Below are 26,630 nucleotides of genomic sequence, written 5' to 3'. Positions count from 1 at the left end.
GTGTGTTTCTCTTCAGTGTCCGATTTTTTTTTTTTCATTTATTATCTAAAACCAAACCAATAGGTTTTATTTAAATAAATTTATTGACATACATCAAATAGTTTAATTTGAGACGACACTAGTTTTGTGCCCAACTTAATCAGAATTAAATAATGGTACTTACAGAATTAGATAGATTAAAAATTTTTGGTAACAACGCTCAAGAACGCATAGAAAAAGCTATCGAACACCTCGGAAACGGTAATGGCATTATCTTAATGGATGATGAAAACAGAGAAAACGAAGGTGATTTAATATTCTCAGCGCACCACATGACAAACGAGCAAATGGCCCTTATGATTCGTAAATGCAGTGGTATTGTATGTCTGTGCTTAACCAATGAAAAAGCAGATGCGCTTAAGTTACCTTATATGGTAAAAGAAAATACCAGTAGTTTTCAAACGCCTTTTACCATCTCAATCGAGGCTAAGGAAGGGGTTACAACAGGAGTTTCGGCTAAAGATAGATTGCAAACAATCAAAGTAGCTTCTCATGAGGGTGCTACAAGTAGGGATTTGGCAAAACCTGGTCATATCTTTCCGTTAAGAGCGAATAATAATGGGGTTCTTGAAAGAAATGGACATACAGAAGGCAGTGTAGATTTAATGAAATTAGCCGGGTTAAAACCAGAGGCCGTACTGTGTGAATTAATGAACGACGACGGTACAATGGCAAAAATGGATACTATTACCGACTTTGCATTTACACATAACTTGATGGTTCTATCAATTCAGGATATTGTTCATTATCGTAAATTTGTGAGAGATTACAACTAAATGAAAAACGATATTGAACTTACTAATTTTATAAAAAAGAATATAGATATTGAGGACGCCGATTTAAAAATCGTGCTGTCTTATTTTAAAACCATTAAGAAGAATAAAAAAGACATTTTACTAGCTCATGGCAAAAATAGTCAGGTAAGTTATTTTGTTAAAAAAGGCTGTCTAAGGTTGTATTATATTGATGAGCATGGTAAAGACATCACACGGTATATTGCATTCGAAAATCAATTTGCAACCGAACTCGTTAGTTTTATAACAAATGAACCTGCGCAAGAAACGATTCAGGTTATCGAAAATAGTGAACTTTTATACATTTCCCACGATGACTTTAGACATCTGATGACCATCGTACCTAAATGGAAAGATTTTTATAGTGTCTATTTGGAAAAAGCCTATGTAAATAATTCAAAAAGACTATTATCATTTACCACGCTAGATGCTTCAGAGCGCTATAAGCAGTTATTTAAGGTTAATCCTAATATTGTTAAACGGTTACCTAACAAAATAGTAGCATCTTATATTAATATTTCACAAGAAACTTTGAGTAGGATTAAATCTAAACTCTGATGTCCCACTACTTATCATTGAATTTATTCTAGGGCTAAAGGACTTGATTTTCAGGTATTAAATAGATGTCTAAGTCTTTAAAATAAAAAAAATAGACAGACTTGTCTGTTTTTAAAAAATAGTTTATATATTTGCATCATGAAACATGCCGAAGTAAAACATAGAATTACAGAAACGGCCTCATTTTTATTTTATAAGAATGGGTATAATTCTACAGGTATCAATCAAATTATTGCCGAAGCAGGAATTGCTAAGGCAACATTATATAATCATTTTAAATCTAAGGAAGAGATTTGTCTGGCGTATCTTCAGCACAAGAACATCAATTTTCTAGGGGATTTTGAAACGTTTACAACGTCTAAGCCAAAAGGAAAAGATCAGATTTTAGCGATATTCGATTTCCTTCAACTGTTTTATCAAGATAAAGATTTTAATGGCTGTTGGTGTATTAAAACCGTTTCGGAAATTCCAAAAGATAATGAGATGATCCGGAATGAGATTCAATCACAAAAAAATGATTTTATTGCCATCATAGCAAAACTGATTGCTAATAATTTAGAACAAGTGAAAAGTGCGCAAGTAAATTCACTCGCAAGACAGATTTATTTACTCTACGAAAGTGCCGTAGGAGAAAGTCACTTGCATCAAGAGGATTGGCCTATTATGGAGTCTAAAAATTTATGTGAAAAAATAATAGCCTAAAAAAAATTTGAATAAACAAAGACAGACTTGTCTGTCTAATTTTAATACTTAAATAAAAAAATAAAATGAAAGAATTTGAAAACAAAGTAGCCTTAGTCATTGGAGGAACAAGTGGCATAGGTAATGCCACTACAAACGCCTTATTAGAAGGTGGAGCAACCGTACATATTGTAGGTAGAAACACGGATAAAATTGCAGACGCACCAAACTTAGTGAAACACACAGCAAATATCTCTAGTACAACAGACGTGGATGCTTTAATCGCTAAAATTGATGGTTTAGATAACTTAGACTATTTGGTAAACGCTTCAGGGATTTTTGGTCCTAAACCTTTTTTAGATCATACGATGGAAGACTACAATTCGTATTTAGATTTAAACAGAGGCTTCTTTTTTATCACACAAAGTGCTGCTAAAAAAATGAAAGCGACTCAAGGTGGTTCTATTGTAAACGTCGGTTCTATGTGGGCAAAACAAGCTGTAAAAGCAACACCTTCTACAGCCTATTCTATGCAGAAAGCAGGTTTACATTCGCTAACCCAGCATTTAGCAATGGAATTAGCAGAAGATAATATTCGTGTGAATGCCGTGTCTCCTGCCTTAGTCAATACGCCTGTTTATCATGGTGTTTTTGGAGGTGAAGAAGCAGCCAAAGAAGCCTTAGTTGGTTTTAATGGTTTTCATCCAATAGGTCGTTTTGGTGAGTCGGAAGATGTTGCTAATAGTATTATCTTTTTATTGTCAGACAAGGCTGCTTGGGTAACAGGTGCCATTTGGGATACCGATGGAGGTGTTATGGCTGGTAGAAATTAAAAACCTAAAAATAATTATGAAGCCATAATCGTAACTCATTTCGGTTATGGCTTTTCTGTTTTATAAGTCTCAAAATTATTTTGAGATTTAAATTTGAATTCAAACTATGAAAAATTTAGTCCTAATCTTAAGTCTTGTTTTATTGTTTTTTTCTTGTAAAGAGGAGGTAACATCAGAAACCTATCGTGTTTCTAAAGCAAGAACATCTAAGGTAACAAGTGAAAAATCAACATTAAAATATAAAACCCTAGAGGTTAATGGAATTAACATTGCCTATAGAGAAGCTGGTGATCCTAAAAATCCGACTATTGTTTTACTTCATGGCTTTCCTGCATCATCGTATCAATATAGAAAAGTGTTAGCACAACTATCTAACGAGTTTCATTTAATTGCTCCTGATTATCCTGGTTTTGGTAATAGTGATTTTCCAGACGGGGAAACGTTTACTTACACATTTGATAATATTGCGACTACGATGGAGTCCTTTTTAGAGCAAAAAAATATTAATTCTTATGCTATAATGATTCAAGATTATGGAGCTCCTATTGGATTTCGTTTAGCTACTGCGCATCCTGAACGAATTACAGCCATCATTAACCAAAACGGTAATGCTTATGAAGAAGGTTTAGGTGAAGCTTGGGCTGGCATAAAAGCACTTTGGAAACATAGAACTAAAGAAACGGAAGCGGCGCTATTGCCTGCATTTTCTTTAGAAGGTTTAAAATGGCAATACACTCATGGAGTTAGAGATACTGAAACTGTAGATCCGGATACTTATAACTTAGATTTCTTAAGGTTATCTAGACCAAACGCACATGCTGTAAATTTAGATTTGTTTTACGATTATCAGAATAACGTGAAATTATACCCAAAATGGCAGCAATATTTAAGAGATCACCAACCTCCATTATTAATAGTTTGGGGGAAAAATGATGCGTTTTTTCCTGAAAGTGGAGCCGAAGCGTTTAAAAAAGATGTAAAAGACATTGATTATAATATTTATGACACAGGTCATTTTGCATTGGAAGAAGAAGGGGATGCTATTATTGAAAACATGAGAATATTCATGAGAAACCTGAATAAATAGATATAAAGTATGAAACAATTTGCACTAATATTAGTCATTATAGCGTCTTTATTTGGTTGTCAAAATACTTCAGAAGACACCAAAAAACAATTCTTTTTACCGCCAACGACGACATATAATTATGTGGAAATTGATAGTGTAAAACTGTTTTATAGAGAAGCAGGCGATAAAAGCAAACCAACAATTGTATTGCTTCATGGTTACCCGTCGTCTTCACATTCGTATAGGCATCTTATTCCTATGTTGGCAACGTATTATCATGTGATTGCACCAGATAATTTAGGTTCGGGTTATAGCACGCATTTAAATCCAAGTAATACGACGTATACGTTTGATTTATTAGCGGATTATACAGAGAAGCTAATCAATACACTTGAAATTAAGAATTATGTCATGTATATGCAAGATTTTGGTGCTCCCGTGGGTTACCGAATGATGATGAAAAATCCCAAACGGATTGAGGCTTTAATTGTTCAGAATGCGAATGCGTATTTAGATGGTTTAACGCCTAAACGACAAGATTTTTTTAGAACGGCACAAACCGATACCTCACAAGCTAAGTACGATTTCTTATACAGTCTTACAGGTAAAGACGCGATAATTAACAAGCAATACTTATTTGATTTAGACAGTTCAAATATCAATATACAAAGTCCGGATGCATGGACGCATGATCTAGCATTTCTAAGCTCCGAGAAAGACAGGGCAATTCAGGTGCAACTGTTTCAGGATTATAATACCAATTTAATACGTTATCCAAAATGGCAAACCATGTTAAGAGAAAATCAACCTAAAACATTAATTGTTTGGGGCAAAAAGGATTTAAAGTTTACTGCTGATGGAGCAAAGGCTTATTTAAGAGATTTACCTGATGCGGAATTACACTTATTGAATGCTGGGCATTTTGCGGCAGAAGAAAAGACTAAAGACATTGCAAAACTCATTTTAGAATTTTTGTCTAAGAATGGTTTAGAGTAAAGGACTTTATGCGAGACGTACTTAATGTTCGTATTAAAGGAAAAGGCTTGTCTTTATCCTGAATTTGCGCAAAGGATGGAAGTGGCATCCTTTTTTGCCATTAAAAGCAAAAAAGATATAACGGACAGCCTGACCCTTTGGGTTGCGCCCCAAAACCAATACATATAAGTCCTCTATAAAGCTATAACCAAAACATATACAGGCTTTGTAAGGTTTGCCAATTATTTTGACTAATTTTGTAATTCTAACGGAATTATGTTAGAAGAAAAGTGAAGTACAATACATTAAAAAAATAAATATTATGGCATTAGAAATAACAGATGCAAATTTTGAAGAAACAGTATTAAAGAGTGATAAGCCAGTAGTAGTTGATTTTTGGGCTGCTTGGTGTGGACCTTGTCGTATGGTTGGACCAATCATTGACGAAATCAGTACAGAATACGAAGGTAAAGCTATAGTTGGTAAAGTAGATGTTGATGCGAATCAAGAATTTGCTGCTAAATATGGTGTTAGAAACATACCTACTGTTTTGGTTTTTCAAGGTGGAGAAGTTGTTGGTCGCCAAGTTGGAGTAGCACCTAAAAAAGCATACTCAGACGCAATCGACGGACTTTTATAATCACGATTCGAAATAAGTTTCTAAAAGAAATGATAAAAGGTTTGCCAAAATGGTGAACCTTTTTTAGTTTGGACAAAGAAGTAAAAGAGTATTAGGTAATTAGTACAAAGTATAAAGTGTCTTCCGTTTGGGAAGGTTAGGATGGGCTTTTTATGGATTTACAACACGAATTAAATAAAGCAGGTGGATTTAAAAACCTTGAATTGTTAGCAAAACAAGTCGTGGAAGGCTTTATTGCTGGCATGCATAAGAGTCCTTTTCATGGGTTTTCGGCTGAATTTGCTGAACACAAAATTTATAATCCTGGAGAAAGTACCAAGCATATTGATTGGAAATTATATGCCAAAACAGATCGTTTATATACGAAGCGCTATGATGAGGAAACCAATTTACGTTGTCATATTATTTTAGACAATAGTAGTTCTATGCATTATCCAGAAACCGCTGGTACATCTATTGATAATTTGAATAAAGTGGCATTTTCGGCTTTGGCGAGTGCCTCGTTGATGCATATTCTTAAAAAGCAACGCGATGCTGTTGGTTTGAGTATTTACAGCGATAATTACGATTTTTATTCACCTGAAAAGGGTAGTGAGCGTCATCATCAAATGTTATTGCATAAATTGAGTGAGGCTGTGGTGTCTAAACCAGAAACTAAAGCGACAGAAACATATAGGTATTTGCATCAGATTGCAGAGAAAATTCATCGGAGATCATTGATTTTTGTCTTCACAGATATGTTTCAAACATCGGAAGATGATGAAAAACTGTTTGAAGCCTTACGACATTTAAAGCATAATAAGCATGAAGTGGTCTTATTTCATGTGTTTGATAAAGAAAAAGAACAAGCTTTTGATTTTGACAATAGACCAAAGCGTTTTATCGATGTTGAAACTGGAGACCACATTAATTTGTACGCAGATAACATTAAGGAAAATTACGAAAAAGCTGTAAAAGAGTACTTTGCGGACTTAAAAATTAAATGTGGTCAATACAGAATTAAGTACGTTGAGGCTGATATTAATGCTGGATTCAGCAGCATTCTCACCACATATATGATAGAGCGACAAAAATTTATTTAGAATAATATCTTTTTTTTTAGTTTTTTGTTTGTCAAATTAAAAATCCAGTGTATATTTGCACTCGCAATTAAGCAACGGTCTGGTAGTTCAGCTGGTTAGAATGTCGCCCTGTCACGGCGAAGGTCGCGGGTTCGAGTCCCGTCCAGACCGCTAAAATTGCAAAAAAGAAGCTTCAAGAAATTGAGGCTTTTTTTAAGCAATTTAACGACGTTGTGTTGTTCTCAGAGAAATCTGAGAAGTAGTTTACCAAAGTAATTTGGTATTCCAATGAGAAGCTTTCCTTTCTTTCTGAATAAGAAGATTGGGATGCTTTTTTGTTTTTATGCAAAATGTAGTATTTATCACATGTGACTTTATTAAAACTATTGTGTCTTATAAACGCTATTAACCAACAAAAAAAAGGTGCGATAAGAAATTGTTGCCCTTTTTTTTATGCTGTTTAATCAAGTTAATGGCAACTTAAAACGCTGGGTTTTACTCGTGTGGCAAACATTTAGACTCGGCTGTATGCCTGAGTTTTCAACAGGTTATTAACAAAAAACATGTAGTTGGTCGTGTAATATTAGCGCTTAATCGATGTTAAATTTGGATAATACATAAATATGTTTATATTTGTAGTCCTTTTTAAGCTCTCAAATCACTTATTAAGGACAATTTTAATCCATTACTATTAGACATTTATATGTCTAGAAACGTCCCTCGTTTTAATTTTAGTATCGTTTTAGGCCTCGCCTAAAAATTTTTAATTATCCATTCCCTTCCCTCAGTGTATCGCTATAGCGTTACCGATTTTGATAATAGTAAATTTTTAACCCTAAAATAATACATATGAAAACCCTAAAAATTACTTTTGCTTTACTAGCTGTTATGTTATTAACTGTATCTGGTGTACAATCAGATCGTGTTTCTGTAAATGATGAAGACAATACATCTGTTCAAAAACCAACTAATATCGACCTTTTAGCACATAGAAAAGCAAAACTTAAAATCATTACAAAAGGTTAATGATATAAATTTAGTTTTAATTTTAAGCCCTTACACTACGTAAGGGCTTTTTGTATTTTCTATATTCTTGGTAAGTGAAGATATTTTAACTTAAATTTGATTTCATTAATCAACGGTTTAATTAATTGAATTTTAAAAGCTTTACTTCTATCTGCTTGGTATTAATATCGAGTCTTGGTTTTTCACAGTCGCTCAGTGATAAGGTGTTGGTAGACAGTATTCAAAAATTAGTCAATTATTCTTCGGATAGTAACTTAAGTGAAGCCAAACGTTTTGGATATGCTGAAAAAGCAAATGTGTTGGCTAAGTCGTTAGGCAATGACTCTATTAACCTTTTAACTAATAGTAATGTAAAAGATTTTTACGTAAGGCAAGGAGATTTAGAAGCTTATAAAGTAGCTAATAGAAAACTAATTGTTTTAGCTGAAAAATTAGAAGATTCTTTAACATTAGGACATGCGCATTATGGTTTAGCGTATTCACTATCTACACAATATCAAGACAGCGCATATTCTCATTTTAGTAAAGCTGTAAAGATATTTGACAAATTAAATGAAAGAACTTTACTCTCTTATGGTTTGGGTAGTTTGGCTAGCTTACAGTTAGATGGTAAAGATTATTTTGGAGCTGAAGAAAATGCAGTAAGAGCCCTAAAAGTCTTAGATGGAGTTGATGAAACTAATGATATTTTAGACCAAAAATGGATTCTTTACAATCTTCTTGGAAACGTGGCTAATTCTTTGAAAAACTATGACAAATCCTTAGAATATCATTATGAAGCAATAGATGTGGCTAAAGCGATGGACGATGATTTTAATAACGAAATCTATTCTCTTAATAATATCGCTTATGTCAAAGGAGAGCAAGGTTTATATGACGAGGCCGTAAAAATTTATAAAGACATTTCTCAACGAAAAAACTTAAGCATCGAAGACCCTTCTTTTTATGCTTTAATATTAGAGAACTTAGCATATTCCACTTATTTAACAGGAACCTACGATAAAAATACAGTTGAACATCTTTTTGAAAGATCTTATACCATTAGCGATAGTATAGACGACCCTATAACTAAAACCTATGCCACCATTAGCATGGCTAAATATTATAAAGGTATTGGAGAAAGCGCGAAGGCAAAGTCGTTTGCTATAGATGCTTACAATTTAGCCAAGCGTCTTAATTCTAATGAGATTTACTTAGAATCAATGAAATTGTTGTCTGAATTGAATGAAGGTGAAAAAGGTAAGATGTATTTAAATGAATACATAAGGGTTAGTGATAGTCTACTTAACGTTGAGCGAAACGTAAGAAATAAATCTGCTAGAATTGAGCTTGAAACGGATAAGCTTGCGGCAGAAAACAAACAAATATCTAAAGAAAACCTATACTTAGTTATTCTCTCAATTGGTCTGTTACTTACCGCAATATTGACGTACTTGTTCATTGCACAACGTGCTAAAAACAGAAAATTAAAGCTTATACAAGTTCAGCAAAAAGCTAATGAGGACATTTATAATTTAATGTTAGGTCAACAAGATAAAGTAGATGAAGCTAGAGCAAAAGAAAAAACAAGAGTGTCAAAGGAGTTGCACGATGGTGTTTTGGGTGGACTTTTTGGTGTACGTTTAAGTTTAGATAGTATTAATTTTCAAGAAGGAAAAGAGGCGATGATGACTCGGGCAAAATACATTAGTCAGCTTCAAACAATAGAACAAGATATTCGGAAAATATCACACGAGTTAAATACTGATTTTGTATCAGGTTCTGGGTTTATTGACATTATTAGAGAGTTAATAGAAACACAGTGTGATGCCTATGGTTTAGAGCATAAATTTAATTATACTGACGATATTAACTGGGATTTAATATCTAATAAAACAAAAATAAATTGCTTTAGAATCATCCAAGAATCGATGCAAAATATATATAAACATGCCAATGCAAAACACATTGAAATTAGTATTTCATTAGAAAATAACTTAATTTGCTTAGCTATTATTGACGATGGATCTGGTTTTGATACCTCTAAAAGTAGAAAAGGTATTGGTTTAAAAAACATGCATTCTCGAGTCGATGATATCCAAGGCAGTATACTATTTACGTCTAAGCCTGGTACAGGAACAACTGTTAATGTAAAAATTCCCTACACAAATTAAATTCAAATGGACCACATCAAAATATTAATGGTAGATGACCATCCCATAATTATTGAAGGCTATCAAAATGTGTTGATGGCGACTAAAAAAGAGAATCAAACATTATACATTGATACAGCAAATAACTGCGATACTGCAGTAGCTATGATGGAACGCGCATCAAAAAAGTACCCGTATCACGTTTGTTTTTTTGATATTAGCTTACCAGGTTCGGCAGATGGGAAATATGCTTCTGGTGAGGATTTAGCGTTATTGGCAAAGCGTATAATGCCAAGAACAAAGATTGTAATTTTAACGATGTTTAATGAAACGTATAGAATACATAATATTATAAAGGAAATCGATCCAGAAGGATTTCTTATAAAAAGTGATTTAACATCTATGGAATTAGCTGATGGTTTTCAGCAGATTTTAAAATCGCCTCCATACTATAGCAGTACAGTAAGTAATTATACTAAAAAAGCAATTTCGAGTGATATTTATGTCGACGATATTAACCGAAAAATTTTGCACTTATTATCCCAAGGCATAAAAACTAAAAGTCTAAATGAGTATTTTGATATTTCTACGAGTGCCATAGAAAAACGTAAAAAACAGCTTAAAAATTTGTTTTCTGTTGAAGACGGAAATGACGAAACTTTACTAAAAGAAGCGCGAGAAAAAGGATTTTTATAAAAAATATAAAGAAAATTGCCGATTTTAAGATGTTATAAAACGCTTGAAATCACCATAAAACATGAAAACTACGGTTTTACCACAGTAAGTTTACGGTTTTTCCACAGTAAAAAGTTAAATGTGTTTTATATATTTACAATTGTCAACAAGAGTTAATTAATCCCTTATTAAGTATTTGTTGAATTAATAGCAAGAATAAAAACCTAGTTATATGTTATATAGCTAGGTTTTTTCTATTAAAACCAATAGGTATTGTGTTCTGAAATTTTCACAATAAAAAAGCCTAAGTAAATTATAGCGACAATAAATTTTAAAAAAGTTGAAGCAATAAACCCTAGGAACGACCCAAAAGCAGCTTTCAGAGCTTTGTTAAAATCATTTTTATAGATCATCTCGCCAATAAGCGCACCAACAAAAGGGCCAATAATAATACCAAAAGGAATAGGTGAAAACAAACCAACAATTAAGCCTAGAGTTGTGCCAATCACTCCGGCTCTACTACCACCAAAACGTTTGGTACCAATGGCTGGAATGATGTAATCTAAGACATAAATAAAAATAGCAATTATAAGCGTCATGATTAAAAACGTCTGACTCAATGTTACACCTTCTGTAAAATGAAGCACCAAAAGACCTGCCCAACTTGTTAGAGGTCCAGGTATAACTGGTAGAAAGCTACCAAGAATTCCTAAAATCATTAAAAGTAGTGCAATAAGCACTAGAAATAGTTCCATATAAATACATTCAATTCATAAATAAGACGTCATAACAGTATAATTGTTACATTTTTTTAACTAAAAAATTAGTTTGAACTAAAAATTTAGTTATATTAGCGGTGTGATTTGAAAATATCATACAGCGTATCCTGAATTTGTTTCGGGATTTCAAATTAGTATTAAAACTGAATTTCATTATATATTAATGAGATTCTGAAACAAGTTCAGGATAAAATGAAACAATTAACAAAAGCCGAAGAAGAAATTATGCATGCTTTATGGCAACTTAAAAAAGCCAATGTAAAAGCAATTATTGAAACACTGCCAGAACCAAAGCCTGCATATAATACGGTATCTACAATCGTAAGAATTTTAGAGTCTAAAGGTTTTGTAGACTATGAAAAAAAGGGAAAAGGCCATGTGTATTTTCCTATAGTTGCTAAAGAATCTTATAGCAATCAATCTATTAATAAATTAGTAGATAATTATTTTCAAGGCTCTTTTAAAAGTATGGTGTCTTTCTTCGTTCAGAAAAATGATGTGGATGTTAAGGACATTGAAACTTTACTGAACGAAATCAATAAAAAGGACTAATTATGTTGTATTCCATTCTTCAGATTATCGCATTTCAGGCTTTGTTTTTATTGATTTACGATTTGTTTTTAAAACGCGAAACCTTCTTTAATTATAATAGAGCGTATTTAATTGTAACCTCAATTTTAGCGCTTGTATTACCATTTCTAAAGTTTCCGGAGTTAAAAACAATGACCACTAGAGATATGGTCATTCACTTGCCAGAGGTGTTTATCGGAACCAAAACACCAACAGTTTACGATATACAAATTGCCGAACAAGCAGGTATTATTTTAGAACAGCCACAAACACCTATTTGGCAACAAATTGTTGTAATAGGCATTGTCTTTACAGCCTTAATTTTTCTTGTAAAACTCACCAAATTATTTTGGTTAAAATACAAAAATCCAAAACGTTGGAAAGGGAATGTGCTTATTGTTCATTTAATAAAAAGTAGTGCTGCGTTTTCATTTTTCAACACTATATTCTTAGGAGAACGTATTTCAGAAACAGAAAAACCTACGATATATGAGCACGAGTTGGTGCATATTAAAGAATTTCACACGGTAGATTTATTGTTTTTTGAACTGCTCAGAATTGTGTTTTGGTTCAATCCGTTAGTGTATCTGTATCAAAATAGAATAAAGGAGTTACACGAATATATTGCCGATGCTAAAGCCGTAAAACAAAGTGGAAAAAAAGACTACTACACAAGTTTACTCAATCAGGTATTAGACGTTAATCAGGTGTCTTTTACCAATACATTTTTCAATAAATCATTAATCAAAAAACGAATCGCTATGTTACAAAAATCAAAATCAAAACAGCTCAATCTCATCAAATACGCGCTGTTAATTCCTATGGTATTTGGGATGTTAATCTATACATCAACAGAAGTTAGAGCACAGCAAAAATCAACGCAAAAAGAGCAAGTTGCTAATCAAGAATTAACAGATGCTGAGTTAATAAAAAAGTACTATGATAAATATGTTGCCATGGAAAAAAGTGGTTCAACGTTTTTCGAAATTTCAGATTATGCAGGACCTGCAGATAAGAGTATGATGAAATATCTACTCAGTAGAACAGAATTCTTAAAAATGAAAGCATATGGACAATATATTTCTGATGGTATTGCTCAAAGAAAATCTGAAGATGGAACCTTATCTCAGAAAGATGTTTCGACTTTAGGTTTAATGAGAATGGATAAGTTTGAAACTTATGACGATTTTAAAGCCTTTAAAAATACAAAAGCTGAAAAAGAACGATGGGAATCTCATACGCAAGATGGCATTTTAAGACTATATGTAGAAGACGCTGGTAATAAAACAGAAGCAGAAACAAAACGTTTTAATGATTTAGTAAATCAGCTTGAAAACGATGATTATTTTAAGAAACTTGTTATTTCTAGTAATACCACAACGTTGATTCTAGATGCGCCAAATACTCAAAACCGAGAAATTCATGTGCTTAAAGACAAGGTGCAACGTGTAGAAGTTCCATTTTCTGTTGTAGAAGAAAGTCCTACACTACCTGAGTGTAAAGACTTAGAAAGTAATTTCGAACGAAAAAATTGTATGAATAATTTTGTTAATAAACACATTGGTGAAAATTTCAATACAAGTGTCGGAGATAATCTAAGTCCAGGAAGAAAACGCGTTTTTGTGCAATTTAAAATTGATACCCTTGGTGCCGTTAAGGATATTGTTGCCAGAGGGCCAAGCCCAATGTTAGAGGAAGAAGCTAAACGTGTTATCGCAACATTACCTCAATTTATTCCAGGGAAGCAAAAAGGGAAGTTGGTTGTAGTACCTTTTTCTGTGCCAATCGTTTTTCAGGTTAAAGGAGATGAGGTTAGTAGTCCTAAAAAAGATAGTTTACAAATAATTAAAGAGCATAAGCAATTAGCAACTGCATTACGAAAATCCCGTCAAGATAATGCGAAACCATTAGAATTTGTTCCGTTTTCTCGAGTAGAAGTCGCACCTACACTTCCAGATTGTAAATCGGTTTCTAATGATAAAGAACAAAGACAATGCACTAACAATAAAATATTGAGTTCAATCAATAAAAACTATGATACTAGCATTGCCGCGTCAGTAGGTTTATCATCAGGTAGAAAACGTATTTTTGTTCAATTTATAATCGATAAAGAAGGAAACACTAAAAACATAGTCGCTAGAGGTCCACATCCTCAATTAGAAGAAGAAGCCGTTAGAGTCATAAAATTATTGCCTCAGTTTATTCCGGGTGAACAAGAAGGGAAAGCTGTAGATGTGGCATTTTCAATTCCAATTACTTTTCAAGTTGTAGACTAAAACCATATAAATTATGAAATTAAACCTGTGGCTCTTATGTTTTGTTTTTACCATTAATTTATGTTCTCAAAATCTAAAAGAAGAGGCCGATGATTTTTATAATAATGGCAATTTTTCAAAAGCTATAGAAACGTATCAGGCTTTAGATAATTTAGATGCTGTTTACGATGAGATTGCAAAGGCTTATATGGCAATCGGTAATTACGGTGAAGCTTTAGTAAATTACGAAAAAGCGATTACTGCTAATCCAGAAGATCTTTTGGTACAGTATGAATACGCAAAACTTTTATCCAGAACTAAAAAGTACGATAAGGCAAATCAATTGTTTTCAAACTTAATCGCATCAGATAGTTTAAACCCAAATTACTATTACGAATTAGGTGTCGTTTTAGAAAAGCAAAAAGATACAACGTCTTTACAAAAGTTTTTATATACGTTTCGCTTAGATCAAACGCATCAAAAAGCGGTTTTTAAAATTGCCAAACATCATCTCATTAAGCGAAATTTTTTGGAAGCTCATAAGTATATAGATCGCGGTTTAGAAAGTTATAAAAATAATGTAGAGCTTATAAGTCTAAAAGCGCAAACCTATTACCACCAAGAATATTATACACATGCTGTGGTTTGGTTTAATAAACTTTTAGATTTGGGCGAAAAGTCTGAGTTTATTCATGAGAAATTAAGTTTAAGTTATGCTCAAAATTCAGATTACAAAGCTGCTATTTACCATAGACAACAGGCTTTAAAATATAATCCATATGATGCCAATGCTATTTTTGTTATTGGTAACTATTATCAACGTTTAGAGAATTTTGAAGAGGCCGAAAAACATATCACACTAGCTTTAACCATGAAAGATCTTCCCCTTTCAGACGAATATCAACAATTAGGAACCATTTTTAATCGCCAGAAGAAATATGACCAAGCTATTAAAGCGTTTCAAAAATCGTTAAAAGAAGATCCTTCAAATAAGATGTCTGAGTTTTTTTTACTGCGAACAAAAGACGAATATTACGCAGATGTTGATAGTAAAATAAAGTTGTACGAGCAATTTATTGAGAAAAACGAAAAGAACCCATTTGTGAGTTATGCTCAGGGGAGATTAAAAGAATTAAAGGAAGAAAAATTTTTAGCAGGAGAGTAAAAATTGAAACAAAAACTGAAATAAACACATTAATAGGATTCGTAATTCTAAAAGCGAAGTGGTCTACCCACTTTTTGAATAAAAAATTGTACTTTTCGCTATTAGAATACTAGTAATGAATCGAATTGTTTGTCTTTTAATCTTACTTATCGCAACCTCTTGTGATTATTTTGAAAAGAAGAAAGTCTATCCTGAAGAACTTCTTGAGGAAGAACTGCAAACCTTTAATTGGAACGAGGTAGATACATACCCTACATTTATTAATTGCGAATCTTTAACCGAAAAGATAGAACGAAAAGTCTGTTTTCAGAATACCTTAATTAATAACGTTAATCACTATTTAGAAACGCAAAACTTAGTGGTTTCTAATGATGTAAATGATACCATTACTTTAAACATAAAAATTGATAAAACAGGGCAATTAGAAGTAGATTCCATTAAAATTCACCCTGAAACTATACAAGAAATTCCTGAAATTGACAGTTTGCTGCGTCAGAGTTTAAAAGGCATTCCTAAAATATATCCAGCGATTAAAAGAAACCAACAAGTGACTACAGCTTTTGAGCTGCCTGTGATTGTTAGGATTAATTAAAACTATCTAGCTAGCAAAAGAAATAATTAAATTAAGCAACTCTAAGTTATGAAGAATATCAAACTACTTTTACTTGCATTGGGATGCGTCTTTACGTCTCAGATAAGCGCCCAAAATGATTTTAAAATTGGTGTTAATGCAGGTCTCAACTATCCGAGTAATAGAGGCTATGTCTACGCTAAAAACAACAATTTTAAAATCGGACATTTATTTGGAGTTACCTTAGAATATTACCTCAAAGAAAACCTCTCAATAAAAGCAAATGTTAACTACGAGCGAAAGGTTAGAAAAAAGCAATTAACCTATTTTAATAATCAAGCAGAAGAAACAGGAAAGGAAAATTTTGAGGACCTCTATGAATATATCAATATACCAATTGTATTAAAACACGAATTTGGAAACTCTAAATTCTTTGTCAATGGAGGCGTGTTTGTCAATTATTTATTTAATCAAAAATTAGATACAGATTATCCTAATGACAATAGAATTAGTAAAACGGAACAGAAAAAAATTGACTTTGGACTTTCGGTTGGAATAGGAACTATTATTGCACTTAACGAAAAAAACGAATTAACCATTGAGTTAAGAGATGACTTGGGAGTTATAGATACAGGCGGAGTTCCTGAAATTTATGAGGGATCCATAAATACTAATGCTGTTAAATTAATATTAGGTTGGAATTTAGGGATTTAATATCCTGTGAATTTTTGCTTATCCTGCAAGGTTTATAAAACCTTATAGGTGTTAATAGTTTAACTAAAAGTAATCAATCAAAGCTTTTATTTAGCAAAACGTCTGCCTTTCCAGTTGTAAGTTGTAAAGAATGATAAAAAAGCAATACAGACGTTAAAAATTGGGTATAAAAAACTCGAAAACACGTAAGACACTAAAAGTGTTTCCTGCTTAAAAAAGCGTACTGTTTTAAATAACAATAAGAAGTCGATACTAAGTTTAATAACAAATAAAGCTATAGCTGTTTTTAGGGTTATACCATTGAAATAAATGGCAGGAAGTAATCCTAAACACACAAAATTTCCCAAGAAAACGATTAATCCAACGGCCTTTGTAAACCAATAGGTGTTTTGGCTTGTTTTAGAAGCCCAACGCAACCGTTGCTGAATTAAATCGGTCATGGTTTTTGTAGCATTAGTGGTGACAATCGCATGTCTAGATTTTAGATACTGTACTTTTTTAGCGTCTAGTTTTATAAATTTTTCAAGTAGAAACACATCGTCACCACTTGCTATAGTATCGTTGCCTTCAAAACCTTTAACGGATTTAAATTCAGATTTTCGATAGGCAAAATTAGCACCATTGCATAAGAATGGTTTTTTAATACCAAAGCCACCAATAGTTGCACCTTGTAAACTCAAAAAATCCAAGGTTTGAAAACGATTTAAAAATGACGTTTTACTATGATATGTTACAGGAGCTACAATGCAATTTGAATAGTTTAGCTGAATACATTCATCAAAAGTATCGAGCCAGTATTGAGGCAAAATACAATCGGCATCTGTAGTTACAATCCAATCATATTTTGAAACCTTAATAGCAGATGTTATCGCATCTTTTTTTGGGGAATTAGATGTTCTTTTATTTTTAATGACCTGAATGTCACCTTGAGCGCAGTCGAAAGGTCTATCGGAAATCAATTTATTTAGTATAGCAACCGAATTATCTTCAGAATCATCATCAACTAAAATTACTTCAAACATGGATTTTGGGTAATTCAATTTTGAAATGGACTCTAATAGTTTCAGTAGATTTTCAGCTTCATTTCGAAACGGAATAACCACAGAAAATGTTGTCTTTGATGGTAAATTTTGCATTTTAAAATCGTCAACCTTATCAAATCCATAACTCAACCATCCTATAATAAATAGATAGGCCATTATGATAAAAATGAATAAAAACGATATCATTTTGCAACGGGTTTTGGCAGTTTAAAATTAAGCACAAAATAACTTCCAAATAGACTTGGAATCACAAAATTGAGCAACCACATTAGGCTTGTGGTGGATAGAATGATAAACTCATTCACGCCAACATAACTGAATAAAAATACAGCGACACTGCCTTTAATTACTACATCGAAAATTGAAATGGATGGCACAATTGACGCTAATAAATACATACTCGTTATAACGACCATAGCATCATAATAACTAATATTGACACCAAAAATGAGTAATAAATAATACAATTGAAATGAAAATATAAGATAGCGCGTTAATGAAAAAACCAGATTAAATCCATGTGATTTTAAGGGAATAGATGTTATAAAATTGATGATTGAAGCAAATGAAAATCCTTTTATTTTAAAACGGTTTTGTTTACTAGCAAGCCAAACAAATAACCCAATTAATAACATTAGGATTCCAATAATTACAATCTTATAATAACTAACAGCAATAGGATAGCGATTTATAAATATTAAAAACCCAATGCCACCCAAAATTGTAGTTATGGTCATTTGCGCCATGTTTCCTAACAGATTCAGTAATACAATTTTTGTCCGTAATGTTTTGGCATAGTAAATCGCTTTTGCACCATAATCACCGATACGGTTTGGTGTTATTAACGATGCTGTTAAGCCGGCTAAACTTTGTTCTAATGCAGATGTAAAGGAAATGGATGTAATATATTTAACTAAATATCGCCATTTAAAAATTTCAAAAAACCAGTTAAAAAAGCTTAAAATCATTAAAATAATGATGTTTTTAAAAGAAAAAACATCATTTTCTTTCAAAAAAGACAGAAAACTGCTGAATTCTAATTGGTCGTTTTTAATAATTTTAGAATAAATAAAAGAAAATGCAGCAACAACAATACTCAACTTAATAAGTACAAAGAAGAATTGTTTAATTTTGTGAGGTACATTGTAACGCATACTACAAATAAAATCAAAAACTAACAGATGCAATACTATTTTAAACAATACCTTTTCTATTTTGCTATCGTTTTAATAACATGGAGTAGTCAAGCACAATTAAAAGATACAGCACAATGGAAAGCGTTGTTTGCGGTTGGAGTTAATTATGCAACTACAGACGGGTTTGTGAAAGGCTCTTATGCAAAGGCTATGAATTTTCCAACCGTTAATCTAGGCGTTCAGCATATGATAAAACGAGAATATGGTGTAAAATTAGATTATGGTTTTAACCGTTTTAAAAACCATGAAGATACACCAGAATTTAAAATTAACTACTCTCGGATAAATGCTCAGTTTGTTTTTGATCCTTCTAACTATATAGGCTTTCTTCCAAGGCGATTTCGAACGGTTCTTCACGCAGGACCAGGAATGTCTTTTGTAAAGCCATTGGGAACCTTAGGCGATAATAAGCAGTCTTTCGTTAACCTATTAGGTGGTTTAGAGTTGCATTATGCCATTAATGAAAAAGTTTCAGTATACACAGATGTTGCCTACATATACGGATTAACATCCTTAGATAATTACGATCCTGTACAAAATGGCTTAGGTGCTTTTAATGGCAGTGTTTTTAACCTTACCTTTGGCTTAGCGGTTTCGTTAAGCGGTTGTCAGTATTGCGATTAACTAATAAGATATCCATTTACTTGGGTAATAAATATGAGCAAAGAAAAAATTATATTAGGCATAGATCCTGGAACTACCATTATGGGTTTTGGACTCATAAAAATTGTGGGTAAAAACATGGAATTTTTGCAGCTCAATGAGCTGATACTAAAAAAGTACGATGATCATTATCTAAAACTCAAACTTATTTTTGAACGTACGGTAGAACTCATTGATACCTATCATCCAGATGAAATTGCTATTGAAGCACCATTCTTTGGTAAAAATGTACAGAGTATGCTTAAGCTAGGACGCGCACAAGGAGTTGCCATGGCTGCAGGTTTATCTCGTGAAGTGCCAATTACAGAATATGCACCTAAAAAAATTAAAATGGCAATTACCGGAAATGGAAATGCTAGTAAAGAGCAAGTCGCTAAAATGTTGCAAAGCATGTTAGGACTTAAAACTATTCCTAAAAATTTAGATTCAATGGATGGTTTAGCTGCTGCTGTTTGTCATTTTTATAATGAAGGTCGCGTTGAGGTTGGCAAGAGTTATTCAGGTTGGGCTTCTTTTGTGAAACAGAATGAAGATCGCGTTAAAAAGTAACCTCTTTGTCATTTCTACGAAGGCAAACAAACCTTTAAGTTCAGCGAAACTAATCTAATTATTATGAAGCATTTTTTTCCTATTCCACTAAGTTGATATTACAATAAGCCCAAACGAAAAAACTAAATGAGCGGCATCTACATCCACATACCATTCTGCAAGCAAGCGTGTCATTATTGTGACTTTCATTTTTCAACCTCATTAAAGAAGAAAGATGAATTAGTAAATGCATTGTGTCGAGAATTAGAACTTCGTAAAGATGAGTTTAAAAATACGAGTGTAGAAACCATCTATTTTGGAGGTGGCACACCAAGCTTATTGACTAATGAGGAATTACAGGTTTTAATTGACTCCGTTTATCAAAACTATCAAATTTCTGAACATCCTGAAATTACGCTCGAAGCCAATCCGGATGATTTATCTAAAGACAGAATCATAGAACTCGCTAAAAGTCCAATTAACCGCTTATCTATAGGTATTCAATCTTTTTTTGAAGCCGATTTAAAACTGATGAATCGCGCACACAACGCAAACGAAGCTATAGAATGTTTGTCTGTGGCGACGCGCCACTTCGATAATATTTCTTTAGATTTAATTTATGGCATTCCAGGTGCTTCAAACGCACAATGGTTAAAGAATATTGAAATGGCATTAGAGTTTAATGTGCCACATATTTCGAGCTATGCGTTAACGGTTGAGCCAAAAACAGCTTTAGCATCGTTTATAAAAAAAGGTGTGATTGAGGATGTTGATGACGAGCAAGCACACCAACAATTTCATCTGTTGAAAGAAACATTGGAAGCATCAGGATTTGTACATTATGAGTTGTCTAACTTTGGAAAAGAAAGTTATTTCAGTAGAAATAATTCGGCTTATTGGCAAGGGAAGTCCTATTTAGGTATTGGACCTTCGGCACATTCGTTCAATGGCAAGCAACGCGGTTGGAATGTGAGTAACAATTCAAAATATATAAAAGCTATTCAACAAAACGAGTTACCTATAGAAATAGAAACCTTAACACTAACAGATCAATATAACGAATATGTAATGACAGGGTTACGAACCATTTGGGGAGTGTCGTTTTATAAAGTTGAAAACGACTTTGGAACCGTTTTTAAAGATTATTTAATTGAGCAATCCAAAGTTTTTATAAATCAACAATTATTGTATATTGATGATGGACATTTACGTGTCACAAAGCAAGGACAATTTTTAAGTGATGGTATTTCTAGTGAACTATTTATGCTGAATTCGTTTTAATATATGTTTAAATTTGTACACCAAAAAATGGCTTTATGCAAAGTGTCAGTCTGAGCGCAGTCGAAGATATTTGGAATCTAAGTTTTAAAAGCATTTCGACTGCGCTCAATGTGACACATTTTTTGTCATAGTCTTATCAAAATAATGAAAGAATAATAATAAAATTTACTGAAATAAATTCAGCATAAATGATCGCAACAATTCAATACAATTCCCGAAAATTAAAGGTCAACTTATTACAACCTTTAGATATTTCAATTCCTATTACAGGAAAATCAACTAATGTTAATGCATGGTGTTTAGAACCGCCAAAAATAGCACCAGAAGTTATAGATGGAAAAACCATTAGTGTAGCCAAAGGTGCTGTTGTGAATTTTAATACTATAAGTTTTAATCCACATTCACATGGCACACATACGGAAACAGTTGGTCATATTACGGAAAAAGAATACTCTATAAATCAACATTTAAAGCAGTTTTTCTTCTTAGCTGAGGTTGTTACTGTAGCGCCAGAAAAATTAGGTGATGATTATGTAATTTCACGTAAGCAGTTACAATTTGCTTTGGGTAATAAAAAGCGTGAAGCTATTGTCATTAGAACCATGCCAAATACACGAGAAAAGCATACAAGACAGTATTCAAATACAAACCCTACGTATTTACTCGAGGAAGCTGCAAATTATCTCAAGTCAAAAGGCATAAAACACTTATTAATAGACTTGCCAAGTGTAGATAAAGAGCAAGATGGAGGTGAATTGTTAGCGCATAATGCGTTTTGGAATACTAAAGGAAAACTACGATTAGACGCTACAATAACAGAGTTTATTTATGTGTCTAATAAAATTAAAGATGGTAAGTATATGCTCAACCTTCAAATTGCACCTTTTGAGAATGACTCAAGTCCAAGTAAGCCTATTTTATATAAAATTATGGATAAATAAGATGTGACGCTTAACATAAGCTCGTGTCAAATATTTATATACTATGGAAACATTTTTTATAATTATCATCAGTATTTTAGTCACTTTAGGATTAGTGACGATCTATAAACAGTGGAAATCCAAAAAGGTTTCTGATGAGCAATCCATTTTAATATTAGACAAAATAAAACGGGTCTGTAAGTTTGTAACTGTTGAAGGTGATTTTGCTGAAATTTACCACTACGAAGATGTTAAGGAGAAGTTCTTAAAATTAATATCTAGCCGCAAAAAAGCTTTAGTCGTCATTAATGCCAAAGCACATATTGGTTTTGATTTAAGTAAGGTTGAAATGTCTGCAGATGCGCAAACAAAAACAGTAACCTTTGCTCATTTTCCACAGCCGGAGATTCTCTCTATAGAAAGTAATATTAACTACTACGATAAAAAAGATGGTATGTTTAATAGGTTTGAAGCTGCCGATTTAACAGAATTACACACCAAAGCTAAAGCACATATTGCAGATAAGGTTCCGGAAAGTGGCTTGTACAATGTGGCGAAGCAAGAAGCTTTAGAAGCGATTCATCTTATTGAAAATTTGGTGGAAACTATTGGTTGGACCTTGGATTATTCGGCCTTGAAAATTGAAGGTGGAGACGATAAAAAGATGTTGAAGTAGTATTCTGTTTTTGAAAGCTGTCACAATGAGTATCGTCTAATTACTTTAATTAAATTCGCTGTATTATACATTAATAAGATTCCTGCTTTCACAGGAAATACTATGAACATCGAAGACTACAGAAATTATTGCCTCAATAAAAAAGCAGTTACTGAACATTTTCCGTTTAATGATGATGCGTTGGTGTTTAAGGTTTTAGGTAAAATGTTTGCTTTAACATCTTTAAAACGATGGGAAAATGGAGACGCTTTTATAAACCTTAAATGTGACCCAGAATATGCGCAAGAACTCAGAGCGGAGCACGACAGTATACAACCGGGTTACCACATGCACAAACAACAATGGAATAGTGTTTATATCCATAATGGCGACCTCTCACCAAAATTAATACTAGAGTTAATTGATCATTCTTATGAGATGGTAGTAAAAGGCTTACCTAAAAAACTACGTGAAAGTCTGAATTAATTTTACATTTGCAGAATACAATAATTTATTATGTCATTAGAAAGAGAATTACAAAAACGCAGTGGCTCTAAATGTGAGCTTTGTGGTAGTGAAGAAAAATTGTCAGAATACGGAGTATCTGATATTAAAGAAAACGGATTAAAAACAGTTTTGTATGCATGCCAAGTGTGCAAAGAACAAATGAATGATTCAGATGCTATTGACCCCAACCATTGGAGATGTTTAAATGATAGTATGTGGAGCGAGCACGATGCCGTAAAAATAATGGCCTGGAGAATGTTGAACAGGATTAATGCCGATTGGACGCAAGATTTACTAGGAATGATGTACATGGAAGATGAAACTTTAGAATTGGCTAAAGCGTCTGGTGATGGAGAAGATGAAGCTGACAAATTAATTCATAGAGATGTGAATGGTGTGATTTTAGAACACGGAGATTCTGTAGTATTAATTAAGGATTTAAAGGTGAAAGGTTCTAGTATGGTAGCCAAGCAAGGTACAGCGGTTAGAAACATTAGACTAGACCACGAAAATGAAACCTATATTGAAGGTCGTGTTGATGGTCAGCAAATTGTAATTATCACAGAATATGTGAAGAAAACTTAATCAGAATCTTTCTTATTAAAAAAATCGAAACTTATAGGTATTAAAAATACCATAAACAAATATTGGCCTGTTACTAATCCATAAATTGTGATTGCGGCTAATATTACCATTAATATGATCTTATACTTGTATTGCATAATGCAAAAATATAATTTTGAGCTGTAACAAATAAGATCGACATACGAAAGCTACAATAATTCATGGCCTTTTGACGCTGTAGAAGTAATGATTTGCAGCTTTTGAATGCGCAGCGGTTATATAGGTGGAATCGCATTGTAAATAGAAGTTTGTACAAGCTTGTAATGGTAGTTTTTAAAACAACCATTAAGACCATCTTACTTACTTAAAAATTATGCTGTTTTTTAAATTACTTTGCACTAATTTTTGGATATAGGAACATATCTTCAAAAGCCTGATTCTTAGTTGATTCAGGCTTTATTTTTCTTACAATTTATGAGTTTTGAAACGTGTTGTTTGTCGAAAAAACAAACAGTCTATCTCACGTAAACCATTCAAATTAACCCTTTATCGAAAATATCTGAAAGACCGACAGTTAAATGCGATATTGTAGTCATCCCTCTAAATAATAGCACAGAGTATACTGATTAATAGCCTTGAATTAGTATGAACACTTAAACATTATTTATTATGGATTTACACATTTCAAATTACAACAATCGTTTTCAAATTAAAGGTGATTTAAATAAGTTGAATTTAAAAATCTTTAACGATCAATTTTCTAACATTTTTGATAAACGCGATAGTATTCTACTCGATATAGAACATGTAAGTAGTATAGATAGAGCAGGTGTAATGGCATTAGCTAAATTACACAATGAGTCTATAACAAAATCTAAACAATTATCTATTGTTGGTATTGGCTGTAAAGAGTTATATCAGCATTTTAAATCTGAAGAGCCAGTACGTGTTGTAAAGGAACACGTTGATTTTTCAAATGCAATTGTCGCGGCTTAAAAATCTGAATTAAATATGTCATAAAGCGTTTCCAATGTGCCTATGGTGATAAATAGGTGTTTTGGATGCGTTTTATTTTTAAATTGAAATTCTCCACATCGTTATGGGGTTTCAACAAGACATGTCGGCGACAATTTTCCATTTTCCATTTATCTTCTTAAAAATAATAATGAATATGCCATTAGCATCGCCAGCAATACGCTTTAGATGGTATTCTCCCATAACCCAGTAGTTATCACCTTCGATTTTGGAAATATCATTAATCACAAATTTTAGTGTGCCACTTTCTGTTTTTGTTGGATAGCTTTTTTTATAATTCGCTAAGGTTTGATCCCAACCAAGCGTCAATCCGTTACTTCCATAAAATTTAAGCGAATCGCTTTTCCAATAGCCTTGCATAAAACCTTCCAAATCGTGATTGTTCCATGCGTTTTCTTGTTCAGCCATAACCAATCTAATACCAGCTTCAGCATGTTCTATAGAATCAGTTGTTTTAACGGTATCTGTGGTGACGTCTGCCTTGATACTAATACAGCTAAATAATAATAAGGTCATTGTAACGGTAACAATATATTTCATATGATTGAAGGTTTTTATTTTCAATCTAAAAGTATTAACAAATTGTCTAAAGAATACCCTTTTGTTGCTTTAAAAAAGCATCGGCTTGATTTTGCATAAGTATTCTTGCCTGCTTCCGTTTATAATTCAATATGTCTTTTTCATCAGCAACTTCATTATAAACTTTGTTATTTATAGTATTATCTGTTTTTATAAGGAGTTTACGTTCTTCAACCTTTTGCAGTGTCCATGTTTTAATGGCCGTTTCTTGGTCTTGAAGTTTATAATCAAATTCACTTTTAGGTGCCAATAATTTTGCAATGATTGGCGAGGTTTCAATGGCCAAAAACAATAGAAAAATAAAGACCGAAGGCAGCCAAGGTAATGCTCCCAAAGCTGTAATACGTGCCATTAAACCATCAAAATTGTCAATAATAGGTTGCGATGTTTCAACAGTTGTAGTATAATTATCTTGAAGTGTTGCGATTTGTGTTTCAAGAGCTTCAATTTTAGTTGTAGTGACTGTTTTTAATTGTTGAAGTTCGGTCAAGGCAGCATCATGCTTATCACGTTTTTCTTTGTAAACAGGACCTTTTCCTAAAAGGTTAGTGCCTGCTGTGCCTTCTGCTTCTGAGATATAAGTATCGTACAAGGCATTGACTTCTGATTCTTTGGTTTCTATTTGAGATTGTAAACTCGAAATTTCAGTTTCCAACTCCGCAATTTTAGGATTGTACTGTTCCGCAATCTGATGTTGATTAGCTAAGGTTAAATCATTTTTTTGCTCTAATAATACCTGATTGATTTCCTTTTCAAAAATCTTTAATTCTAAAGGTTTAGAAATAACGATTGCAATAATAATAGCCAATATAATTCGTGGAGTGGCTTGAAGGATTTCGCTAATAACATTATCTCGTTTTTTAATTGTGGAAACAATATAACGGTCGAGATTAAAAATAAGTAAGCCCCAAATTAACCCAAAGAAAATGGCGGTGTAAAGATTGTCAAAAACAGTAAAAAGCGCATAACTAGCGGCTATGGTTGCCATTACTGCGGTAAAGAAAACGGTAGCTCCAATACCAGCATATTTGTTTTGTTCGCCATTAGAACAGTCGTTTAAAATGTCGGTGTCAGCGCCAGAGCAAAGGATGAAGAATTGCTTTAACATAAGTGTTTGTTTTT

The 26,630-nt window shown here is 32.7% G+C and carries 29 protein-coding genes and 1 tRNA gene; 25 read left to right on the top strand and 5 right to left on the bottom strand.

All coding sequences use genetic code 11. The features are described from left to right. Nucleotides 1–152 precede the first annotated feature (152 nt). The 12 genes from ribB (at nt 153) to K1X16_RS05170 (ending at nt 10,504) form a co-directional block, all read left to right on the top strand. Nucleotides 153–815 (top strand): 3,4-dihydroxy-2-butanone-4-phosphate synthase, encoded by a 663-nt coding sequence (ribB, locus tag K1X16_RS05225; protein ID WP_225035310.1) that lies wholly within the window; start codon nt 153–155, stop codon nt 813–815. Beyond that, nucleotides 816–1,391: a Crp/Fnr family transcriptional regulator gene (locus K1X16_RS05220; protein WP_225035309.1), complete on the top strand. Its 576-nt coding sequence runs from the start codon at nt 816–818 to the stop codon at nt 1,389–1,391. It begins immediately after the preceding gene. 138 nt (nt 1,392–1,529) lie between these two features. After that, on the top strand, nt 1,530–2,093 hold the full coding sequence (locus tag K1X16_RS05215; protein ID WP_225035308.1) for a TetR/AcrR family transcriptional regulator: 564 nt from the start codon (nt 1,530–1,532) through the stop codon (nt 2,091–2,093). A gap of 65 nt (nt 2,094–2,158) precedes the next feature. After that, the gene (locus K1X16_RS05210; protein ID WP_225035307.1) at nt 2,159–2,905 is read left to right on the top strand and encodes an SDR family NAD(P)-dependent oxidoreductase; all 747 of its coding nucleotides are present in this window, start codon (nt 2,159–2,161) and stop codon (nt 2,903–2,905) included. A gap of 106 nt (nt 2,906–3,011) precedes the next feature. Beyond that, nucleotides 3,012–3,992, top strand: a complete 981-nt coding sequence (locus K1X16_RS05205) for an alpha/beta fold hydrolase (protein WP_225035306.1) — start codon at nt 3,012–3,014, stop codon at nt 3,990–3,992. A 9-nt stretch (nt 3,993–4,001) separates the two neighbouring features. Next, a complete protein-coding gene (locus tag K1X16_RS05200) occupies nt 4,002–4,970 on the top strand; it encodes an alpha/beta fold hydrolase (RefSeq protein WP_225035305.1) in 969 nt (322 codons plus the stop codon). A 301-nt stretch (nt 4,971–5,271) separates the two neighbouring features. Next, the gene (gene trxA / locus K1X16_RS05195) at nt 5,272–5,589 is read left to right on the top strand and encodes a thioredoxin (protein WP_195870054.1); all 318 of its coding nucleotides are present in this window, start codon (nt 5,272–5,274) and stop codon (nt 5,587–5,589) included. Nucleotides 5,590–5,741: 152 nt separating this feature from the next. Further along, nucleotides 5,742–6,671 carry a DUF58 domain-containing protein gene (locus K1X16_RS05190; RefSeq protein WP_195870053.1) on the top strand — a complete coding sequence of 310 codons (930 nt, stop codon included), beginning with the start codon at nt 5,742–5,744 and terminating at the stop codon, nt 6,669–6,671. Between the two features lie 76 nt (nt 6,672–6,747). Beyond that, nucleotides 6,748–6,821 (top strand) — tRNA-Asp (locus K1X16_RS05185). Nucleotides 6,822–7,499: 678 nt separating this feature from the next. Then, nucleotides 7,500–7,676, top strand: coding sequence for a hypothetical protein (locus K1X16_RS05180; RefSeq protein ID WP_195870052.1), 177 nt, complete (start codon nt 7,500–7,502; stop codon nt 7,674–7,676). A 155-nt stretch (nt 7,677–7,831) separates the two neighbouring features. Further along, entirely contained in the window at nt 7,832–9,829 is a 1,998-nt protein-coding gene (locus K1X16_RS05175) for a tetratricopeptide repeat-containing sensor histidine kinase (RefSeq protein ID WP_225035304.1), read from the top strand. A 6-nt stretch (nt 9,830–9,835) separates the two neighbouring features. Then, nucleotides 9,836–10,504: a response regulator gene (locus K1X16_RS05170; protein WP_195870050.1), complete on the top strand. Its 669-nt coding sequence runs from the start codon at nt 9,836–9,838 to the stop codon at nt 10,502–10,504. 236 nt (nt 10,505–10,740) lie between these two features. Here K1X16_RS05170 and K1X16_RS05165 read toward each other — a convergent pair whose 3' ends face one another. Next, nucleotides 10,741–11,238, bottom strand: coding sequence for a DUF456 domain-containing protein (locus K1X16_RS05165; RefSeq protein ID WP_225035303.1), 498 nt, complete (start codon nt 11,236–11,238; stop codon nt 10,741–10,743). A gap of 216 nt (nt 11,239–11,454) precedes the next feature. Between K1X16_RS05165 and K1X16_RS05160 the strand changes: the two genes are divergently transcribed. The 5 genes from K1X16_RS05160 (at nt 11,455) to K1X16_RS05140 (ending at nt 16,537) form a co-directional block, all read left to right on the top strand. Then, nucleotides 11,455–11,814: a BlaI/MecI/CopY family transcriptional regulator gene (locus tag K1X16_RS05160; protein ID WP_195870048.1), complete on the top strand. Its 360-nt coding sequence runs from the start codon at nt 11,455–11,457 to the stop codon at nt 11,812–11,814. A 2-nt stretch (nt 11,815–11,816) separates the two neighbouring features. Next, nucleotides 11,817–14,108 (top strand): M56 family metallopeptidase, encoded by a 2,292-nt coding sequence (locus K1X16_RS05155; RefSeq protein WP_225035302.1) that lies wholly within the window; start codon nt 11,817–11,819, stop codon nt 14,106–14,108. A gap of 13 nt (nt 14,109–14,121) precedes the next feature. Continuing rightward, nucleotides 14,122–15,252 carry a tetratricopeptide repeat protein gene (locus K1X16_RS05150; RefSeq protein ID WP_225035301.1) on the top strand — a complete coding sequence of 377 codons (1,131 nt, stop codon included), beginning with the start codon at nt 14,122–14,124 and terminating at the stop codon, nt 15,250–15,252. 115 nt (nt 15,253–15,367) lie between these two features. Further along, a complete protein-coding gene (locus tag K1X16_RS05145) occupies nt 15,368–15,844 on the top strand; it encodes a hypothetical protein (protein WP_225035300.1) in 477 nt (158 codons plus the stop codon). Nucleotides 15,845–15,892: 48 nt separating this feature from the next. Continuing rightward, entirely contained in the window at nt 15,893–16,537 is a 645-nt protein-coding gene (locus K1X16_RS05140; protein ID WP_195870044.1) for a porin family protein, read from the top strand. Nucleotides 16,538–16,623: 86 nt separating this feature from the next. Here K1X16_RS05140 and K1X16_RS05135 read toward each other — a convergent pair whose 3' ends face one another. After that, nucleotides 16,624–17,766 (bottom strand): glycosyltransferase family 2 protein, encoded by a 1,143-nt coding sequence (locus tag K1X16_RS05135; RefSeq protein WP_225035299.1) that lies wholly within the window; start codon nt 17,764–17,766, stop codon nt 16,624–16,626. Then, nucleotides 17,763–18,782, bottom strand: a complete 1,020-nt coding sequence (locus K1X16_RS05130) for a lysylphosphatidylglycerol synthase domain-containing protein (protein WP_225035298.1) — start codon at nt 18,780–18,782, stop codon at nt 17,763–17,765. The genes K1X16_RS05135 and K1X16_RS05130 overlap by 4 nt, the downstream gene beginning before the upstream one ends. Here K1X16_RS05130 and K1X16_RS05125 point away from each other — a divergent pair. From K1X16_RS05125 to K1X16_RS05090, 8 genes are all read left to right on the top strand, one after another. Continuing rightward, nucleotides 18,762–19,400: a cell envelope biogenesis protein OmpA gene (locus K1X16_RS05125; RefSeq protein ID WP_225035297.1), complete on the top strand. Its 639-nt coding sequence runs from the start codon at nt 18,762–18,764 to the stop codon at nt 19,398–19,400. The genes K1X16_RS05130 and K1X16_RS05125 overlap by 21 nt on opposite strands. A 33-nt stretch (nt 19,401–19,433) precedes the next feature. Continuing rightward, nucleotides 19,434–19,988 carry a crossover junction endodeoxyribonuclease RuvC gene (ruvC, locus tag K1X16_RS05120; RefSeq protein WP_195870041.1) on the top strand — a complete coding sequence of 185 codons (555 nt, stop codon included), beginning with the start codon at nt 19,434–19,436 and terminating at the stop codon, nt 19,986–19,988. 126 nt (nt 19,989–20,114) lie between these two features. Continuing rightward, the gene (gene hemW / locus K1X16_RS05115; protein WP_225035296.1) at nt 20,115–21,248 is read left to right on the top strand and encodes a radical SAM family heme chaperone HemW; all 1,134 of its coding nucleotides are present in this window, start codon (nt 20,115–20,117) and stop codon (nt 21,246–21,248) included. Nucleotides 21,249–21,436: 188 nt separating this feature from the next. Next, nucleotides 21,437–22,189: a cyclase family protein gene (locus K1X16_RS05110; protein WP_225035295.1), complete on the top strand. Its 753-nt coding sequence runs from the start codon at nt 21,437–21,439 to the stop codon at nt 22,187–22,189. A gap of 43 nt (nt 22,190–22,232) precedes the next feature. Next, a complete protein-coding gene (locus tag K1X16_RS05105; RefSeq protein WP_225035294.1) occupies nt 22,233–22,844 on the top strand; it encodes a DUF4230 domain-containing protein in 612 nt (203 codons plus the stop codon). A gap of 102 nt (nt 22,845–22,946) precedes the next feature. Then, nucleotides 22,947–23,309 carry an MmcQ/YjbR family DNA-binding protein gene (locus K1X16_RS05100; protein ID WP_225035293.1) on the top strand — a complete coding sequence of 121 codons (363 nt, stop codon included), beginning with the start codon at nt 22,947–22,949 and terminating at the stop codon, nt 23,307–23,309. Nucleotides 23,310–23,339: 30 nt separating this feature from the next. Continuing rightward, nucleotides 23,340–23,915 carry a PhnA domain-containing protein gene (locus K1X16_RS05095; protein ID WP_225035292.1) on the top strand — a complete coding sequence of 192 codons (576 nt, stop codon included), beginning with the start codon at nt 23,340–23,342 and terminating at the stop codon, nt 23,913–23,915. A 648-nt stretch (nt 23,916–24,563) separates the two neighbouring features. After that, entirely contained in the window at nt 24,564–24,890 is a 327-nt protein-coding gene (locus K1X16_RS05090) for an STAS domain-containing protein (RefSeq protein WP_195870035.1), read from the top strand. A gap of 111 nt (nt 24,891–25,001) precedes the next feature. On the opposite strand, the gene K1X16_RS05085 is transcribed toward K1X16_RS05090, so the two are convergent. Continuing rightward, on the bottom strand, nt 25,002–25,469 hold the full coding sequence (locus K1X16_RS05085) for a YybH family protein (RefSeq protein ID WP_225035291.1): 468 nt from the start codon (nt 25,467–25,469) through the stop codon (nt 25,002–25,004). A gap of 46 nt (nt 25,470–25,515) precedes the next feature. Continuing rightward, the gene (locus tag K1X16_RS05080; RefSeq protein WP_225035290.1) at nt 25,516–26,616 is read right to left on the bottom strand and encodes a DUF4407 domain-containing protein; all 1,101 of its coding nucleotides are present in this window, start codon (nt 26,614–26,616) and stop codon (nt 25,516–25,518) included. Nucleotides 26,617–26,630 lie beyond the last annotated feature (14 nt).

This window comes from Winogradskyella sp. SM1960 (genome assembly GCF_020179375.1).
In the GTDB taxonomy this organism is placed as follows: domain Bacteria; phylum Bacteroidota; class Bacteroidia; order Flavobacteriales; family Flavobacteriaceae; genus Winogradskyella; species Winogradskyella marina.
The sequence above is the reverse complement of the archived record's forward strand: the minus strand, read 5'-3'. Positions and strand labels throughout refer to the sequence as shown.